At 59.7% G+C, this 17,197-nt stretch carries 13 protein-coding genes; 10 read left to right on the forward strand and 3 right to left on the reverse strand.

The features are described from left to right. Positions 1-232: 232 nt before the first annotated feature. Positions 233-1,108 carry an ATP-grasp fold amidoligase family protein gene (locus HOLFODRAFT_RS22345; RefSeq protein WP_158412887.1) on the reverse strand — a complete coding sequence of 292 codons (876 nt, stop codon included), beginning with the start codon at positions 1,106-1,108 and terminating at the stop codon, positions 233-235. 402 nt (positions 1,109-1,510) lie between these two features. Further along, positions 1,511-3,469 carry an aspartate--tRNA ligase gene (aspS, locus tag HOLFODRAFT_RS0200060; RefSeq protein ID WP_005031426.1) on the reverse strand — a complete coding sequence of 653 codons (1,959 nt, stop codon included), beginning with the start codon at positions 3,467-3,469 and terminating at the stop codon, positions 1,511-1,513. Positions 3,470-3,535: 66 nt separating this feature from the next. Between aspS and HOLFODRAFT_RS18515 the strand changes: the two genes are divergently transcribed. The 8 genes from HOLFODRAFT_RS18515 to HOLFODRAFT_RS0200105 all read left to right on the forward strand — a co-directional run bounded on the left by HOLFODRAFT_RS18515 (position 3,536) and on the right by HOLFODRAFT_RS0200105 (position 13,580). Further along, complete coding sequence (locus tag HOLFODRAFT_RS18515) at positions 3,536-5,284, forward strand: cation:proton antiporter (protein ID WP_005031424.1); 1,749 nt, start codon at positions 3,536-3,538, stop codon at positions 5,282-5,284. Positions 5,285-5,540: 256 nt separating this feature from the next. Continuing rightward, a complete protein-coding gene (locus tag HOLFODRAFT_RS0200070) occupies positions 5,541-6,674 on the forward strand; it encodes a uroporphyrinogen decarboxylase family protein (protein ID WP_005031423.1) in 1,134 nt (377 codons plus the stop codon). An 11-nt stretch (positions 6,675-6,685) separates the two neighbouring features. Next, positions 6,686-7,315 carry a cobalamin B12-binding domain-containing protein gene (locus tag HOLFODRAFT_RS0200075; protein WP_005031422.1) on the forward strand — a complete coding sequence of 210 codons (630 nt, stop codon included), beginning with the start codon at positions 6,686-6,688 and terminating at the stop codon, positions 7,313-7,315. 246 nt (positions 7,316-7,561) lie between these two features. Then, positions 7,562-8,296: a TetR/AcrR family transcriptional regulator gene (locus HOLFODRAFT_RS22350; RefSeq protein WP_005031421.1), complete on the forward strand. Its 735-nt coding sequence runs from the start codon at positions 7,562-7,564 to the stop codon at positions 8,294-8,296. Positions 8,297-8,596: 300 nt separating this feature from the next. Further along, a complete protein-coding gene (locus HOLFODRAFT_RS0200090; protein ID WP_026938894.1) occupies positions 8,597-9,700 on the forward strand; it encodes a uroporphyrinogen decarboxylase family protein in 1,104 nt (367 codons plus the stop codon). A 31-nt stretch (positions 9,701-9,731) separates the two neighbouring features. Next, entirely contained in the window at positions 9,732-10,361 is a 630-nt protein-coding gene (locus tag HOLFODRAFT_RS0200095) for a cobalamin B12-binding domain-containing protein (RefSeq protein ID WP_005031161.1), read from the forward strand. A gap of 681 nt (positions 10,362-11,042) precedes the next feature. Next, positions 11,043-12,146 (forward strand): uroporphyrinogen decarboxylase family protein, encoded by a 1,104-nt coding sequence (locus HOLFODRAFT_RS0200100; protein WP_026938895.1) that lies wholly within the window; start codon positions 11,043-11,045, stop codon positions 12,144-12,146. A gap of 75 nt (positions 12,147-12,221) precedes the next feature. Further along, positions 12,222-13,580, forward strand: coding sequence for a uracil-xanthine permease family protein (locus HOLFODRAFT_RS0200105; protein WP_005031419.1), 1,359 nt, complete (start codon positions 12,222-12,224; stop codon positions 13,578-13,580). A 63-nt stretch (positions 13,581-13,643) separates the two neighbouring features. Here the strand turns inward: HOLFODRAFT_RS0200105 and HOLFODRAFT_RS22355 are convergent, their stop codons facing one another. Beyond that, positions 13,644-14,351 (reverse strand): TetR/AcrR family transcriptional regulator, encoded by a 708-nt coding sequence (locus HOLFODRAFT_RS22355; protein WP_158412888.1) that lies wholly within the window; start codon positions 14,349-14,351, stop codon positions 13,644-13,646. A gap of 357 nt (positions 14,352-14,708) precedes the next feature. Between HOLFODRAFT_RS22355 and HOLFODRAFT_RS0200115 the strand changes: the two genes are divergently transcribed. Beyond that, the gene (locus HOLFODRAFT_RS0200115; RefSeq protein WP_005031417.1) at positions 14,709-16,025 is read left to right on the forward strand and encodes an ABC transporter substrate-binding protein; all 1,317 of its coding nucleotides are present in this window, start codon (positions 14,709-14,711) and stop codon (positions 16,023-16,025) included. Positions 16,026-16,164: 139 nt separating this feature from the next. Continuing rightward, on the forward strand, positions 16,165-16,902 hold the full coding sequence (locus tag HOLFODRAFT_RS22360) for a TetR/AcrR family transcriptional regulator (RefSeq protein WP_005031416.1): 738 nt from the start codon (positions 16,165-16,167) through the stop codon (positions 16,900-16,902). Positions 16,903-17,197 lie beyond the last annotated feature (295 nt).

The following is a 17,197-nucleotide window of genomic DNA, read 5'->3' on the forward strand; positions in this document are numbered from 1 at the left end:
TCACCTGCACCACGACCTCCACCACGGCGGGACGGCGAAGCCTTGCTATGACGCCAACTCGGTCCAAGCCCCTGCCGGGACTGTCGGGCTCAGCAGTCAGCAATCCCTGGGCGACAGGGGACCTGGCGTCCCCAAAAGTGGATCAGCAGGCGCGATTTCCCCATAGCCCTCGCCCAACTCCCCCGCCGCTCCGGGCTTGTTCAACACCGCATTTCATCGGTGGGGGCTCCGTCTACCTGAGGCAGCCTCGCCCACGCCCCACCGACGAAATGCTCACTGTTTGTCTTACCGGCCCGTAGGCGAAGTCCTGCTTCTCCCACTTGGTGTTGTAGAAGGCTGTCACATGGCCGGTTGCGAACTGGATGAAATGCGCTTTCCCGCCAAAACACCAGACCTTGTAGTCATCCATCGTGTAGGGTGGCTTCTTCCTGTCCTCCGGTGCTCCTGGGCCGCTCTCAAGGTACGCTTCCACCAGAATGCGAGGAACAATGGGCGCGTAGTGCAACTCGAAGCCATGTTCAAACGCATGGTTCCGTTTCATCCAGGAATTGATGCGCTGCTGCGCCCCCTGCCAATCAAAAATCTGCTTATCCGTAACAATGAGGTTCATGCCAGATCCGTGGGTCGCCTTGACGACAAAGGCCTGCGGAAGGATATCGAACGGGATATCCTCAGCCTTGTCGTAGACGCCGATCAATGGCGTCAGATATTGGGGTCCTATCTTCTCCTTGACCCATTCCCGAACCAGGAATTTGTCTGCGAGCTTTGTTTTCAGGTTCGTTGAATCATGGAGTTTCAGCCACTGGGTTTTCTCGTTGAAGGTCTGTGGCTGCTCCAGATTGAGCGGCGTTCTTGTGCTTCTTTGGAACCAGTCCTTTAGTTCGAGCGAATAGTATTCCGGCGGGCACTGTTGGCAATACTCTCCATCCGAGCTTTGGGGGTAAAGCCATTGGTTCAGCAGTTGCAGTTCCTTCTGCATCCTGTGGCTGTTCATGGGAGCCCAGCTTCCTGTGAGGCCAAGGCCGCGTCGTCGAAGTTTGGCGACCTTTCGCGGAAGCATGATCTGCATCCTCAAGGCGCGTTCAAGGTCTGTGATGCGCTGCTGCATCTCCCGGAGGGTCTCACCATGCCGCTGATCCTCTTCCCCGCGGCAGGAGAGGGGATCCCGGGAACGCGATCCTATTCCAGACAGAACGGCTTTCTGGATGTTGAATGTTTTGCGACGACTGCACAGGAGCTGCGAGGTGCTGAACTCCACATGATTGCGGAGGGTTGAGAACCGCGAAGCCACCCAGCGGAGGAGTCTTGCGATCGGATTGGGTCCAGGCATGTCTATTCCCGTGTGATGGCGGCTGGCGCCAAGCTTGGTTTGAGATAGGATTCGGTGGGGATCGGGGGACAAAAAAACGCGCATCCTGGGATGCGCGGGAATGGTTCCATGGGAAGGGATAGAGGCCCCCCCACCTCCTGGAGAATCCGGTCTGCCAGGTCGCCGAGGGGGAACACCGGCTCAGAGTTCCGGGATGCGGGTGGTTTCCACCTTCACGATCTCGCCGTCCAGGACAACGGTGCTGGTGGAGGTGGGGGCATTGGTGGTGAGGGTGCGCAGGGCCGACATGGGGGCCTGGAGTTCGCTGGGGACGCTCTCGAAGAACATGACGCCTGCCCGGTACTGCTGGGGCTGTTCGGTCTGGATGCGCAGTTCCCTGAGCTGCTTGGGCTCGACGGGGCTGGGGGCATCCATCATGAGGCATCGGGCCTGGGCGGTCTTGGGGAAGGCGATGACCTCCCGGATGTTGTCCACACCGGCCAGGAGCATCACGAGGCGATCCAGGCCCAGGGCCAGGCCGCCATGGGGGGGGGCGCCATAGCTGAGGGCGTCGAGGAGGAAGCCGAACTTCTCCCGGGCCTCGTCGGACCCGATGCCGATGGCCTGGAACATCCGGCTCTGGGTCTCGGCATCGTGGATACGGATCGAGCCGCCGCCCACCTCATAGCCATTGAGCACCAGATCATAGGCCACGGCCCGGCAGGCCCCGGGATTGGACTCCAGAAGGTCCAGGTCATCGGGGTGAGGGCTGGTGAAGGGGTGATGGCAGGCCACGAAGCGCTGGGCCTCGTCGTTCCACTCGAAGAGGGGGAAGTCCACGACCCAGAGGAACTCGAAGCGGGATTCGTCCAGAAGGCCGAACTGCTTGGCGAGGCGCACCCGGAGATCTCCGAGTACCCTTGATGTCTGGTCGTCCGTGCCCACGGCGAAGATCGCCAGGCCATTTCCGGCAACTTCAAGGGCGGCCTTTAGCTGGGCCTCCTGCTCCTCATTGAGGAACTTCTTGAAGCTCGATGCCAGGCCCTCCTTGCCCCACTTGGCGTAGGGCAGGCCACCGGCGCCCAGCTGCTTGGCAAGCTCCTGAAGTTCATCCAGCTGCTTGCGGCTGAAGGCGCCGGCGGTTTCGCTGGGGAAGAAGAGGCCCCGGACCCGGCGCTGGCCGTTGGAATCCGCAGCGGCTCGGAAGAGATTGAACTCGCTCTGGGCGAAGAGGGCGGTCACGTCCTGGATCTTGATGGGGCAGCGGATGTCCGGCTTGTCGGAGCCATACCATTCCATCGCGTTACGGTAGGGTAGGCGGGGGAAGGGGGCGGTGGCGCTCTTCCCGACCAGGGGGGCCAGTTCCACCATCAGGCCTTCCACCATGCCCTGGACATCCTCCTGGCGGACGAAGCTCATCTCGATATCGACTTGGGTGAACTCGGGCTGGCGGTCGGCCCGCAGATCTTCGTCCCGGAAGCAGCGGCAGATCTGGATGTAGCGCTCGAATCCCGAAACCTGGAGGAGCTGCTTGAAGAGCTGGGGGCTCTGGGGCAGGGCGAAGAATTCGCCAGGGTGGACCCGGCTGGGTACCAGGTAGTCCCGGGCCCCCTCGGGGGTGGACTTGCCCAGGATGGGGGTCTCGAATTCGATGAAGTCGTGGCGTCGGAAGTAGTTCCGGACGATGTTCGCGGTCTCGCTGCGGAGGATGAGGTTGCGCTGGAGCTTTTCCCGGCGAAGATCCAGGAAGCGGTATTTCAGGCGCAGGTCCTCGTTGGCTTCCTGGCTGCCGTCGTCCACAGGGATGGGCGGGGTCTGGGCGGTGTTGAGGATGCGCAGGTCCGTCAGGCGCACCTCGATATCACCGGTGGGGAGATTGGGATTCTTCTGTTCCCGCTCAGCCACCAAGCCTTCGGCTCCCAGGACGAACTCGCTGCGCACCGCCTTCAGGCGCGCCAGCAGTTCTGGGCTGACCTGGGTCTCGTCAGCCACCAGCTGCACGATTCCCCAGCGATCCCGCAGATCCAGGAAGACCAGGGAGCCGAGGTTGCGGATGCGCTTGCACCACCCCAGCAACCGCACCTGCTGACCAGCGTGGGAAATGCGCAGCTCACCATTGCGGTGAGAACGGGTGAAGTCGGAGAGGCGATCGAGTTTCATAGCCTTACAGGATCGCACCAAGCCGGGTCCGGCTCAACCGCGGGGCTAAGCTGGGTATCCTGAATCATGAGCGCCGTACCAGCCAACCCCTCCATCCTCCTCGATCTGGCCATGGTCCTGGGCGTGGCTGCGGTCACCACCGTGGTCTGCCAGCGCTTCCGGCTTCCGCTGGTGCTGGGCTATCTCCTGGCAGGGCTTATCATCGGACCCCATGTGCCGGTGCCGTTGGTGGCGAACCTGCACAATGTCCACACCCTTTCCGAGCTGGGCATCATCCTGCTCATGTTCTCCCTGGGCATTGAGTTCAGCCTGAAGAAACTCATGCGGGCCGGGCCTCCCGCCACCCTGATCGCCCTGATCAAGACTGGGTTCCTGACCTGGGCAGGGTACTTGGCCGGGCGTCTCCTGGGCTGGGGTGCTGTGGAGAGCATCTTCGCGGGAGCCGCCCTCGGGATCAGCTCCACCATGATCATTGCTCGGGTCTACCAGGGCATGGGCATCAAGGGGCCCGTGGCCGATCTGGTCCTCTCTGCACTCATTGTTGAAGATCTCTTGGCGATCCTGATGCTGACCCTGCTGACGGCAGTGGGTTCCGGGGCGGGGCTGAGCCTCTCCGCGCTTCTGCTCACCATCGCTCGCTTGGCTGGCTTCCTGGTGGTGGTTCTGGTCTTCGGGCGATGGCTGGTTCCGCGCTTCATCCGCTGGGTGGCGGACATGGGGCACGATGAGACCCTACTGATCACGGCGGTGGGCCTATGCTTCGCGCTTTCCCTGCTGGCCTCCAGAATGGGCTATTCCGTGGCCCTCGGTGCCTTCCTGGCCGGGATGCTGGTGGCCGAGTCCGGGCGGGAGCGCAAAGTCGAGCACCTGCTGTCACCCCTCAAGGATGTCTTTGTCGCGATCTTCTTCGTCTCCATCGGGATGTTGATCGATCCGACCCAGGTCCTTCCCAACTGGAAGGCTCTCCTGCTCTTCGGGTTCCTGGTGTTCTTTGGGAAGTTCGTGTCCGCGGCCTTCGGGGCCCTTCTTGGAGGGAGTGGTCTCCGGACATCCCTGTGGATCGGCGGCAGCCTCGCCCAGATCGGTGAATTCAGTTTCATCATCGTGGCTCTGGGGCAGGCCCTGGGGGTGGTGGGGCCAGCCCTCTTCCCGGTCATGGTCGTCACGAGCGCCTGGACCACCATGACCACGCCCCTCCTGATCAAGCATTCCGACCCCCTGGCTGATCGCTTCGAAAGGATGCTGCCCAGTCGCCTGCGCTACTTCCTGATGCACCATCGGGCTGCCATGGGGCATCTTGGCGCCATCCCCTTCCGGAAAGCTCCGTGGAAGTCCCTGCGGAAGCCCTTCGGCTATCTTGTGCTGGACGGGCTCATGGTGACGATCGCTGCCCTCATCGCTTCCCTGGCTCACCACCTCCTGAGGGATCTGATCAAGGGCTTCATCCCCCAGGTCCTGGCCGAATACGCCGTCTGGTTCGTGGTGGGCCTGTTTGCCTTCCGTTTCATGATGGGCATGCGCAAACAGGTCCGGACCGTTGCGGGAGCCATGGCAAAGCGGGCGCTCCAGTCCAGCGGCTCCACGGTGGAAGGCATGGAGGAGGCGGTGCGCTTCTTCCTGGAAATGGCCATCAGCTTCATGGTGGTCCTGCCGATGATTGCCATCCTGCAGCCCTTCCTGCCGACCCGCCTGGTTTCATGTCTGGTGGGAGTGGGGCTCTGCATCTTTGGAATCATCTTTTGGCGCCGCACCGGCGCCATCCAGAGACGGCGCCTCGAAGGCAGCGAGGGACTCATGGAGCACACGGAAGAGTAGGCGGGCAAAAGCGTTCGTGATCAGGTGGCAGCGGGTCTGCTGCTGTTTTGTTGTTGTGTATTTGATTCACAATCGAGATTGACAACAGATCGAACGCGCCGTAGTCTCATCTTGAGAATCCAATCATCGGAGGATTTATCTCCCTGAGCTCTATGTCGAAACCATTACGGCATCCCTGAATAAAGGGTGTTCTTTGGGCGTGGATGTCTTGGTGGGATCTAAATCACTTTAATTGACTTCATTCAGGAGGGTAAAAATGACTAAGGACGTAATGACGCCAGAAGAGCGTATCCAGGCGGCGATCAACCTGGAACCTGTGGACCGGGTGGTCTGCGCGCCCATGATCGACCAGTACGCCGGTCAGTTCGCCGGGATGCTGAACAAGGACTTCATGCACGACTGGGAAAAGTGCATGGGCGCCATCGACAAGGTGAAAGAGGCTTACCCGATCTGGGACAGCAACCCCTTCATCATGTGCGAGCGCATCGCCCCCTACATGCAGATCATCGGGCTCATGCGCACCAAGATGCCCGGGACCGAGCTGGAGGATAACGCCTCTTTCCAGATGCACGAGTTCGAGGCCATGACCCGGGAGGATCTGGACATCATCCTGAACGAGGGGCTCTTCCCCTACATCATCAAGTTCTGCCAGGTCTCCCACGGGTCCACGGTGGAACAGATCATGGCCGCCCTGCCCGAGAAGGCTAAGCTCCACGCCGACGAGGTCCGGCGGACCCTGGCCCGGGGCCAGAGTCCCACCTGGTCCATCCTGGGCGGTTCGGGTCCGGACGTGATCTCCATGACTCGCTCCCTGGAGAAGTATTTCCGGGACGTGCGGCAGATCCCGGACAAGCTCTACGCCGTGATGGAGCGGGTGACCGACGAGATGATCGCGCTGCTGGCGGCCCAGGCTGATCAGACCGGCATCCGTCGCGCCTTCATCGGGGATTCCCGGAGCAGCGCCCAGTGGCTGTCCCTGAAGGTGTTCGAGAACATGCTCCTGCCCCTGATGAAGCGGCTGGTGAACGGCCTGAACGAGAAGAACATCATCCCGATCCTTCACTACGACTCGGATTGGACCGACAACCTCGAGTACCTCCTCCAGCTTCCCGCCAAGAAGTTCGTCCTCCAGCTGGACGGGGCCACGGACATCTTCAAGGCCAAGGATGTGCTGGGGGGGCATTGCGCCATCATGGGCGATGTCCACGCCTCCATGCTGAGTGTGGGGAGTCCGGATGACGTGGACGCATACGCCAAGAAGCTCATCCAGTATGTGGGCAAGGGTGGCGGCCTGATCTACTCCACGGGCTGCTGCATGCCTATGAACGCCAAGCACGAGAACGTGAAGGCATTCTTTGACGCCGTCGACAAATACGGCCGCTATAACTAAGGAGCATCACTATGAGCCAGACCCTGATCAATGCCATGGCGGATCTCGACGAGTCCGTGCTGGTTGCCGAAGTGAACGCCCTGAAGACCCAAGGCGTCCCGGCCCTGGAGATCATCCAGAAGCTCCAAGAAGGCATGAACATCGTCGGCAAGCGCTACGAGGAGAAGGAATACTACCTCTCCGAACTGATCATGTCGGCGGAGATCTTCAAGGAAGCCGCAGCCCTCATCGGCGGGGATCTCGCCGCCGGGGATGCCCCCAGCCATGGGACCTTCGTCATGGGCACCATCTACGGGGATATCCACGACATCGGCAAGAACATCGTGACCACGGTGATGAGCTGCAATGGTTTCAGGGTCATTGACCTGGGTGTGGACGTCTCCACCGCCGCCTATATCGAGGCCATCAAGGAACACAAACCCCAGGTTGTCGGCATCTCCTGTCTGCTGACCACGGCCTTCGATGGCATGAAGGAGTGCATTTCCTCCATCGAGGCTGCCGGGCTTCGGGATGGGCTCAAGATCCTCATCGGCGGCGGGCCCTGCGACCAGACCACGGCGGACTATGTGGGCGCCGACGCCTACTGTAAGACCGCCCAGGACTCGGTGGAATACTCCAAGAAGCTGATGGGTGTGAAGTAGCCTGACCATCCTTACAGGCGTCTCGGCCGTCCCGGAATGGGGCGGCCGAGGGTTGTTTTGGGGCCATCGCGGAAATAACCAGTGCAGTTCGGGTTGTTCCGCGACGGCCCCCTATGCCGTTCCTGTGAATGTTTGTTCAGATCGCCTCTGGACAGCGGTTTAGGCCGGAAGATCTCGCCTAACGTTTTGGGTGAATTTGATTTACCATCACATGTGAAGCTCTGCTTCGATGGGGAGAAGGACAGAATGCCGAAGAAGAGTGGGAAAACGGGAGCCGAGTCGTCATCCCTGGTTCAGGACGCTCCGCTCACTCGGGTATCCCGTCGTCGCCTTCAGACCCGGAAGCGGCTCCTGAAGGCAGCCTATGAGGTCATGTCCACCCAGGGGGTGGATGGTGCCACGATCCAGGAGGTGACCGAGCGGGCGGATATCGGCTTTGGCACCTTCTACAGCTACTTCAAGTCCAAGGATGAGCTGGCGGCCCAGGTGCTGGACTGCCTCATCAACGACCTGGGCCGCAGGAATGATCTGGCGACCAGGGCCTGGAAGGGGAGCGACCCCGCCCGGGTGCAGGCCTTCGCCGCCCGTCTGACGGTCCGGGAGGCCCTTTCCCAACCCATGTGGCAATGGTGGGCCAAGCGCCCCGATCTCCTGGCTGACCGCATGCAGGAGAGCTTCAAGCCCTTCGGAGTCCGTGACATCATCCTGGCCACCAGGGCAGGGGTCTATCGGGTTGATGAAAACGATGCCGAATCCGTCTGGAGCCAGATGGTGTGGATGATGGTCGGAGGACTCCGGGATGTCATTGTCGGCAAGCAGCCCCCCACTCACGAGCGCCTGATCGCCGAACTGTTGATGCGGGTCCTGGGCGTTTCCACGGAGGTTGCTCATGAGATCACGACGGCTCCGCTCCCGGAGTATCCCCCTGCGGATATCGATTTCTCCTATGACGTGACCCTGGATCCCGCCATGCAGGTTTGAGTTCAAGGGCGCCCTGCCTCTGACCCACCCCATGCGGGTGGGTTTTTTTGTGGGAACCAATGGCTTAGGGGTGCCAGGGTCTAATAGCCCTTTTTTTAGTCATTTAAATGTGTATTACTGATTCTTTGTTGACGACCATTCACTTTTGGATGATATTCATATCTGTAGCCCGAGCTTCCATATTGAACGCCTCTCATTGAGTCAGGGGTTCCTGAGTTCCTTCGGGTGCGTTCCGCTGTCCATCCGGGACCAGGCAGTCCTCCTGTTCCAGTCCACTAACTTCCAATTCGAGGAGAAGTGATGAAGACAAACGCCGAGTTGTTGAACGAGCGCCGCGAGCGCATCCGCAAGGCCGTGGCCCTTGAGAAACCCGACAAGACCCCGGTGGTGCCTCTGATGGACGCCTTCTGCGCCAAGCACATGGGGGCGCCCATGGCCAAGTTCGCCACAAGCCTCACGTACTCCAACGAGGTGATGGTGGAGTCCATGAAGGAGCTGGGCGATCTGGACGGCTCCGATTCCGCCTTTGTGGCGGCGCCCCTCTTCCCCCTGGGCTTCATGACCCGCATCAAGATGCCTGGTAAGGAACTGCCGGACGACATGCTCTGGCAGCTGGACGAGAAGGAGGTCATGACCCGCGATGACTACGACACCATTCTCAGCAAGGGCTGGCCCGCCTTCGAGGATGACTACCTGAGGAACCGGATCGGTGTCCCCCTGGATGATGTCCTGGCCGAACTGGCGAACATCCCCCAGATGGTGAAGAAGATGGAGGATGCCGGGTACGTGGTCTACTCACCCCTGGTGATCAACCTCGTGACCGAGAAGATCAGCGGTGGGCGCTCCATGCCCGGCTTCATGAAGGACCTCTACCAGTGCCCTGACAAGGTCGAGGCCGTCATCGACGTGATCCAGGAGGGGACCCTCAACGAGTTGCGCCAGGCCATCCGGGCCACCAAGTCCGAGTACGTATTCATCTCCCCGGCCCGGGGAGCCAGCGAATTCTTCCGTCCCAAGCTCTGGGAGCGTTTCGTGTGGAAATACCTCAAGCAGGTGGCCGACGCCATCCTGGAGGAAGGGGCCGTGATCAACTTCCACATCGACTCGAACTGGGAGCGGGACCTGGAGTATTTCAAGAGCTTCCCCAAGGGCAAGTGCGTGTTCGAGACGGATGGCGTGACGGACATCTACAAGATCAAGGAGGCTCTCGGGGACCGGATGTGCATCAAGGGTGACGTGCCTGCGGCCATGCTGGCCCTGGGCACCCCCGACCAGGTCTACAACTACTGCACCAAGCTGATCCGGGACATGGGACCGGGCTTCATCCTGTCGAGCGGCTGCGCTTTGCCTGCCAATGCCAAGGTGGAGAACGTCAAGGCCATGATCGCTGCGGCCCGGTCGTAAATCTTGGTCCGATCGAATTAAGGAGAGAACTATGAGCCAGACCCTGATCAACGCCATGGCGGATCTTGACGAATCCGTGCTGGTTGCTGAAGTGAACGCCCTGAAGAGCCAGGGCGCCCCGGCCCTGGAGATCATCCAGAAGCTGCAGGAGGGGATGAACATCGTCGGCAAGCGCTACGAGGAGAAGGAATACTACCTCTCCGAACTGATCATGTCGGCGGAGATCTTCAAGGAAGCCGCAGCCCTCATCGGCGGGGATCTCGCCGCCGGGGATGCCCCCAGCCATGGGACCTTCGTCATGGGCACCATCTACGGGGATATCCACGACATCGGCAAGAACATCGTGACCACGGTGATGAGCTGCAATGGTTTCAGGGTCATTGACCTGGGTGTGGACGTCTCCACCGCCGCCTATATCGAGGCCATCAGGGAGCACAAGCCCCAGGTCGTCGGCATCTCCTGTCTGCTGACCACGGCCTTTGATGGCATGAAGGAGTGCATCTCCTCCATCGAGGCTGCCGGACTTCGGGATGGGCTGAAGATCCTCATCGGCGGCGGGCCCTGCGACCAGACCACGGCGGACTATGTGGGCGCCGACGCCTACTGCAAGACCGCCCAGGACTCGGTGGAATACTCCAAGAAGCTGATGGGTGTGAAGTAGCCTGACCATCCTTACAGGCGATGTCTCGGCCGGCCCATCTGGGGGCGGTCGGGGCGCGTCTATGACCATGCCGGTCCGGGACCACAGACATTCCAGTTGTGACCCACCCATTCGGGTGGGTTTTTTCTTCGGGAAACGAGGGATCAGGATCGAGCCAGAGGGGGCTTGATGGGGGCAAAAATGATTCAAAATCGAATTTGACATCTGCTCGAAAACGGTCCATGATCATGGCCAATCACTATTCACATACGCGTACCTCTGATTTCGGCACTGAGCACCCCTGATTGGGAATCAAGGCGTTTGACATTCTGAAAGGGAATGAAATGTCTAAGCTGCTGTCCAGAAATAACCTGATCCAATATCGAATTGTGATTAGGGGATTTGTCTCAAAGTGGCTGTAAATAAAGGTATTTAAATCTGTATGTATATTCTTTGTTGACGACCATTCACCTTTGTAGGATATTCAATGACAGCAATCGCCCTAGCCAGTCATTCCAGCATTACGACGATGTTCCCGGGAATCCATTCGGGTGCCGATTCTTTGTCTGCCGCTTGGAAAGCGCCATGTCGAACCATCCTTTCTGCAATAGAGGCCCATGATCGCTCCAGGCGCTTCCTGTTGCCCGTCCGGGATCAGGCCCTCTCTGTTCCAAACTGCAATTTCCTAATCAAGGTGAAGTGATGAAAACAAACGCTGAGTTGTTGAACGAGCGCCGCGAGCGGATCCGGAAGGCCGTGGCCCTGGAGAAGCCGGATCGGACCCCGGTGGTGCCCCTGATGGATGCCTTCTGCGCCAAGCACATGGGGGCGCCCATGTCCAAGTTCGCCAATAGCCTCATGTACTCCAACGAGGTGATGGTGGAGTCCATGAAGGAGCTGGGCGATCTGGATGGCTCCGATTCCGCCTTTGTGGCGGCGCCCCTCTTTCCCCTGGGCTTCATGACCCGCATCAAGATGCCTGGTAAGGAACTGCCGGAGGGCATGCTCTGGCAGCTGGACGAGAAGGAGGTGATGACCCGCGAGGACTACGACACCATTCTCAGCAAGGGCTGGCCTGCCTTCGAGGATGACTACCTGAGGAACCGGATCGGTGTGCCCCTGGATGATGTCCTGGCCGAACTGGCGAACATCCCCCAGATGGTGAAGAGGATGGAGGATGCTGGGTACGTGGTCTACTCACCCCTGGTGATCAACCTCGTGACCGAGAAGATCAGCGGCGGGCGCTCCATGCCCGGCTTCATGAAGGACCTCTACCAGTGCCCTGACAAGGTCGAGGCCGTCATCGACGTGATCCAGGAGGGGACCCTCAACGAGTTGCGCCAGGCCATCCGGGCCACCAAGTCCGAGTATGTGTTCATCTCCCCGGCCCGGGGAGCCAGCGAGTTCTTCCGTCCCAAGCTCTGGGAGCGTTTCGTGTGGAAATACCTCAAGCAGGTGGCCGACGCCATCCTGGAGGAAGGGGCCGTGATCAACTTCCACATCGACTCGAACTGGGAGCGGGACCTGGAGTATTTCAAGAGCTTCCCCAAGGGCAAGTGCGTGTTCGAGACGGACGGCGTGACGGACATCTACAAGATCAAGGAGGCTCTCGGGGACCGGATGTGCATCAAGGGCGACGTGCCTGCGGCCATGCTGGCCCTGGGCACCCCCGACCAGGTCTACAACTACTGCACCAAGCTGATCCGGGACATGGGACCGGGCTTCATCCTGTCGAGCGGCTGCGCTTTGCCTGCCAATGCCAAGGTGGAGAACGTCAAGGCCATGATCGCTGCGGCTCACGGGTAAGCCCAAACCCTTCCTGGGCTGAAGACCGCTATCGCTACCTCAACGCAATCTCATTCGAGTTGAAAGGAGAAACATATGGAATCAACCAGTAGTGTTATCCACTCCGAGGACAAACTGACTATAAAACAGTCGCTGTTTTTCGGTCTCCAGTCTGTGCTGGCCTGCAACCTCTTTCTGGGGCCGATCGTCATCATCGCCATCATGAAGCTGGATATAGGCGCTGCCGCTGGGCTCATCACGGCGACCTTTTTTGCTTGTGGTGTCGCCACCATCCTTCAGTCAGGCTTCCTTCTGCGCTTCCAGGTCGTCCAGGGGATGACCTTCCTGATCATTGGTGCGGCGGTTGCCATCGGAATGAAAGCTGGCTGGCCAACGCTCATGGGGAGCTTTATCGTTGGCTCCATATTCCTGATGATCGTCGGCGTTACAGGGGTATTCAGCAAGATCATCAAGTGGTTCGTGCCGGGCCTCGTGGCGGGAACCGTCATCACTGTTGTCGGAATCGCTCTGATGCCGATCACCTTCAATTCGATCCTGATGATCCCCGGCAAACCCTCCATCAATTTCCTGGAGGCCTTTATCACGTTCGCCGCCTTCGTGCTCTTCATGCGCCTCGGCCACCTGAAGAACGCGGTAGGCAGATACCTGGGTCTCGGTTCCGTGATCTACGCCATCATCGTCGGAACGATCTTCGCAGGCTTCTTCGGCCATGTGGACTTCGGTCCCGTCGCCAAGGCTTCCTGGATCGCCATTCCCAAGCTCATGCCCTATGGTATGCCCAAGTTTGACCTCAATACTTGCGTGGTCATGTGCATCCTCATGCTCCTCGTGATGATCGAGAGCTCCGGCACTTGGTTCACCTACACTGCGATGTCGGGCGAGAAGCTGGACGAGAAGCGCATCAACCGCGGTGTGCTCGGCGAGGGCCTGGGCTGCCTGATCGGCTCCTTCTTCGGGGCGCTGCCGGTTACCAGCTATGCCTCCAACGCCGGCGTGCTGGCTGTAACCCGCGTATTCAGTCGTCATGCCGCTATTGGCGCTGGCGTGATCGCGGTGGTCATGGCCTTCTGCCCCAAGCTGATGTATGTGATCGCCCTCGTGCCCAGCTCTGTCATCTGGGGCGTCTATGCGATCATCTGTGTCGCGGTGACCATGAGTGGCTTGTCCAGTCTCCGTGCCTACCCTCTGACGGAGCGCAACTATCTTGTGATCGGAACTTCCATTCTGACCACCATTGGTGCCGGTCTCATTCCCATGCCGCTCATCATGAGTCTGCCTCCCCTTCTTGGTTACATGCTCAGTTCAACGATCTGCGTCGGCGCTCTGACTGCAGTCATCATGAACAAAGTGCTTCGGGAGAAGGCTGAAGATCGGGCCGCTGAGGCTGCGGCAGAAGGAAGCCCCGCTGTTGAAACCGTTCCGGAAGGGGTCTGAGTCACCTGAACTCGGATTGTGCAGTTGACCCTCCAAGCCCCCGGTTTTCCCGGGGGCTTGTTTTCAAGAAGCCGTCTCCTCTTCATCCAGCCTGAAGGCGAAGTCGATATCCGCAGGAGGGTAGGGGGGCAGGGGGATGTAGGCCGCCTCGCGGGCGATGTCGGAGGGGACACCCATGACGCGCATGATCAGTTCCACGATGTAGGCTTCCCGCTCGATGGGGTGCTGGAGCACGAGAATATCCCGCAGGCCGCCGACGATGATCCAGCAGTGGATGACCCAGACCAGGTCGAAGTCCTCCTGGTTGAGGTTGTAGGCTCCCTTGCCCTGGGAGTCGCCCATGTCCCGCACGCCATAGCGCCTGAAACCTTCCCGCATCCGGTCCGCCAGGAGATCAGGATGGCGGATCCACCACTGCCAGATAGGATTGGTCACTGCTTCCCGGAGCGTGAGTCGGATGGCGGTGGGCTGGACATAGACGGGATTGGATTCCCTGAAAGGGGCCGTGGCGATATCGTTCCGGCGGGCTACATCGTGGATGACGCAATCCAGGACGCGGGTGGCGATCTCCTCTTTCGAGGCGAAGTAGTTGTAGAAGGTGCCCAGGCCCACATCGGCCCGGTCGGTGATCTCCTGAACTGTCGTGGCATCCAGGCCCCGCTTGGAGAAGATGTCGTAGGCGGCCTTGAGCAGCTTGACCCGGGTGATGGAGCGTTTCCGGGAAACCCGATTCGAGCCTGTTGTCTCTGCCTTCGCTGCGGTAGTTTTCACGGCGTTGCTCCTGGACATCTCCTGCGACTCCTTCGGGTTTTCATGAGGTGGCATCATCCTGCTTCCAAGTGGCTGGGCTGGGGGTGATGCGCAGTCAAATCTTTGCAGAAGTGATCTTTGCATTCCATCCAAATTCAAAGTTGACATTTATTCGTGTTTGGCGTCATATTCAAAATTGTCATCCATAGTGTTTTTTTGTCCATTCGATTCGGTGGTACAACCGTACCATGATTTGTGGAGTATTGCTGTGTCCGCAAAGCTGGATATCGCGCGGGGCCCATGAGTCGGTGGCCTGGATCTGGGCAGGGCGGGACTTACCTTTTCAAGGATCAGCAACTTTCCCTAAAGGATGACTGTATGAAACTGGCAACGGCAGTAAGCGCAGGTCTCGCGGCCCTGGCTCTGGTTCTGGGTTCAGGGTGTGATCGCAAGGAACAGAAGGAAATCAAGGTTGGCTTCGTCATGGCCCAGACCGGCATGTTCGCTCCCTTTGGCCAGGGAGGCATCTTCGGCGTCAAGGCGGCCATTGAAGACGTCAATCGCCTCGGCGGCGTGAAGGTGGGCGGCGAAAGCTACACCCTCAAGCTGGTGGCGGTGGACAGCGAGAGCGATCCCAACAAGGCCGGGGCTCTGGCCGAGAGCCTCATCGTCCAGGATAAGGTCCAGTTCATCGTGACCGGCGACGATCCCTTCCCCATGCATCCTGCCGTGGCCAGTGTAGTGGACAAGTACAAGATCCCCTGCATCACAGGCGTCGGCCCCCAGGAGCCCTGGTTTGCCATGCGTGAACAGAGCCCCACCAAGTGGAAGTACACCTGGTGCATGGGCAGCTTTGCCATCAACACCCCGGCGCCTGCCGGGGACTTCAGGGCCAAGAAGGGTTACACGGTCATGGATTCCTGGCTGACCCAGTTGGATCTCTTCGGAGCTCAGACCAACAAGAAAATCGGCATCATCGCTTCCGATGAGCCGGATGGCCGCGGGTGGTACACCCTCTTCGGGCCCATCCTGAAGAAGAAGGGCTTTGAGGTCGTGGGGCTGGAGAAGAACCTGGGCCTGGTGCCCTACGAGACCAACGACTTCTCCTCCATCATCGCGGAATGGAAGAAGGCCGGTGTGGAGATCCTGTGGGGCAACTGCCCCGGTCCCTTCTTCGGGACGGTGTGGCGGCAGGCCAAGGCCCTGGGATTCAATCCCAGGATCGTTTCCCTGGGCCGCGGCGCCCTCCAGTACGACGATGTCAATGCCTGGGGCAATGGTCTGGCCGAGGGGGTGTGCACGGAGATGTGGTGGGACGGAACCATGCAGAACTGCCCAGGTTTCGGAGGCGCCACGCCCAAGAGCCTGACCGAGAAGTGGCTCAAGGAGACCAAGCGGCCCGTGATCTGCACCATCGGGCCCGCCTATGCCGGTATCCAGGTGCTGGTGGATGCCCTTCAGCGCGCCAACTCCCTGGATCCCGAGAAGGTGAATGCGGCCCTTGCCAAGACCGATCTCATGACCATGCGTCATCGGGTGAAGTTCGACGAGAACCAGTTCAGCCGCGGCCCCATCGTCTTCGGACAGTGGTTCAAGACCGACAAGCCTGAGAAGTGGGAGCTGCGAGTGATCCACTCGGATCACGACTTCTGGCCCGCCTCTGACAAGGCCATCTTCCCTGTGCCCGGCAAGTAGTTCCTTCCGTCGTAGGGTGCGGCCGCGCGTGATCACACGCGCGGCCGCACCCCTATTGGATCATAAGGAAGTGCTTTACAATAATTGTTGGTCCGGGATCTGTATTTTTCGGGATAGGCGCACTGAGGAGGTTGGCTGAATGGCGAAGCGTGGAACTGACGGCGGGCAGACCCAGGTGGAGGGGGCTTCTCCGGAAGTGAAAAAGCGGATCCCATGGCGGCGCCTTCAGACCCGCAGTCGTCTTCTCCAGGCGGCCTATGAGGTCATGTCCACCAAGGGGGTGGATGCCGCAACGATCCAGGAGATCACGGATTGCGCCCATGTCGGGTTCGGCACCTTCTACAACTACTTCAAGTCCAAGGACGAGGTGGCTGCCTGTCTTCTGGATTGCATCATCCAGGACATGGCGCGCCGGAATGAACTGGCCACCGAGAGTTTCAAGCTCGCCGAGCCGGGGCGTGTCATGCCGGTATCCGTTCGACTGACCCTTCGGGATGCCATCAAGGATCCCGTGTGGCGCTGGTGGGTCATGCGCCCGGATCTCCTGTCGGACCGCATGCGGAGGGCCTTCGAGCCCTTCGGCACCCGGGATCTTCGCCTCGCCATCAAAGCCGGACGCTATTCCCTGCTGGACAATGCTGTGGAGACCACTTGGGGCATCATGGTCTGGATGATGGTGGGGGCGCTCTGTGATGTGATCTCCGGGCGCTATCCCGAGGATCATGAGCGGTACGTGGTGGAAATGATCACCCGAGTGGCGGGGGCCTCGTCCTCCCAGGCCCGGGAACTGGCGGCGGACCCGCTGCCCCCTTATCCTCCAGCCAATATCGACTTCTCCTTCGACATTACCCAGCGGGAACTTCTGCCGGAAAGCTGACCTGCTGCCGGATCTGAACCCCAGGCCCCTTTCGAGGGGCTTTTTTTATGTGTTGATAAAAAAGGGTATTAAGAATATTTGTGAACTTTCCCAAAGAATAGTTGACCGAGTATCAGTTTGTGATGTTTAATCATCGTTGACTCGCATCACTTTGGCTACCCGTGCGTAGCTTTCCGGAAACCCAACTCGTTCCTCCCTCCAGAAGCCTTGGCTGGGTAGGGGCTTGTGTCGGAAATTCTAAAAGTTAATTGCATTAGTTGGCTTTTACTCGCCCAAGCCTATCTGGGCGCTTCTT

This window comes from Holophaga foetida DSM 6591 (assembly GCF_000242615.2).
Classification (GTDB): Bacteria; Acidobacteriota; Holophagae; order Holophagales; family Holophagaceae; genus Holophaga; species Holophaga foetida.